The organism is Cryptosporangium sp. NPDC051539 (genome assembly GCF_044454545.1).
Taxonomy (GTDB): domain Bacteria; phylum Actinomycetota; class Actinomycetes; order Mycobacteriales; family Cryptosporangiaceae; genus Cryptosporangium.
Genome location: NZ_JBITDV010000034.1, coordinates 1,821 through 3,247, shown reverse-complemented (window position 1 = coordinate 3,247; position 1,427 = coordinate 1,821). Strand labels below are relative to the sequence as shown.

General features: G+C 56.0%; 1 rRNA gene (only partly in view). It reads right to left on the bottom strand.

What is annotated here, in order from left to right:
• Positions 1-1,269 (bottom strand): 23S ribosomal RNA (locus ACIBZJ_RS43160) (it extends 1,945 nt beyond the left edge of the window).
• Between the last annotated feature and the right edge of the window lie 158 nt (positions 1,270-1,427).

Below are 1,427 nucleotides of genomic sequence, written 5' to 3'. Positions count from 1 at the left end.
CTCGTGTAAATGCCTCAGCTTCGGCGGTGTACTTGAGCCCCGCTACATTGTCGGCGCGGAACCACTTGACCAGTGAGCTATTACGCACTCTTTAAAGGGTGGCTGCTTCTAAGCCAACCTCCTGGTTGTCTCTGCGACTCCACATCCTTTCCCACTTAGCACACGCTTAGGGGCCTTAGCTGGAGATCTGGGCTGTTTCCCTCTCGACTACGAAGCTTATCCCCCGCAGTCTCACTGCCACGCTCTCACTTACCGGCATTCGGAGTTTGGCTGACTTCAGTAACCTTGTAGGGCCCCTAGGCCATCCAGTGCTCTACCTCCGGCAAGAAACACGCAACGCTGCACCTAAATGCATTTCGGGGAGAACCAGCTATCACGGAGTTTGATTGGCCTTTCACCCCTATCCACAGGTCATCCCCCAGGTTTTCAACCCTGGTGGGTTCGGGCCTCCACGCCGTCTTACCGGCGCTTCACCCTGCCCATGGATAGATCACTCCGCTTCGGGTCTAGAGCACGCGACTAAAAAACGCCCTATTCGGACTCGCTTTCGCTACGGCTCCCCCACACGGGTTAACCTCGCCACGTACCACTAACTCGCAGGCTCATTCTTCAAAAGGCACGCCGTCACCAATCCGAAAATCAGCTCCGACGGCTTGTAGGCACACGGTTTCAGGTACTATTTCACTCCCCTCCCGGGGTACTTTTCACCTTTCCCTCACGGTACTAGTGCACTATCGGTCACCAGGGAGTATTTAGGCTTAGCGGGTGGTCCCGCCAGATTCACACGAGATTTCACGAGCCCCGTGCTACTTGGGAACAACTAAAGGAAGATCACAGGTTTTCGTCTACGGGAGTCTCACCCTCTACGCCGGTCCTTCCCAGAACCTTCGACTAACCACATGATTTTCTTACTTCCCCACCAGCCGGCAGACTAGTGAATAGCCGTCCCACGACCCCAACGACGCAACCCCTGCCGGGTATCACACGTCACTGGTTTAGCCTCATCCGCTTTCGCTCGCCACTACTCACGGAATCACTCTTGTTTTCTCTTCCTGTGGGTACTGAGATGTTTCACTTCCCCACGTTCCCTCCACACACCCTATGTGTTCAGGTGCGGGTGACAGCACATAACTGCTGCCGGGTTTCCCCATTCGGACACCCTCGAATCACAGCTCGGTTGACAGCTCCTCGAGGACTATCGCGGTCTCCCACGTCCTTCATCGGCTCCTGGTGCCAAGGCATCCACCGTGCGCCCTTAACAACTTGACCACAAAGATAAGATGCTCGCATCCACTGTGCAGTTCTCAAACAACGACCAGCCACCACTCCGAACTCACCACCAGACCCAGCGAAACCGCCGGCGATGTGATGCGAAATGGCCCGGTGAAACAACCACGCCTCCGTGCCGCCCCAGCAAAGGACAACAC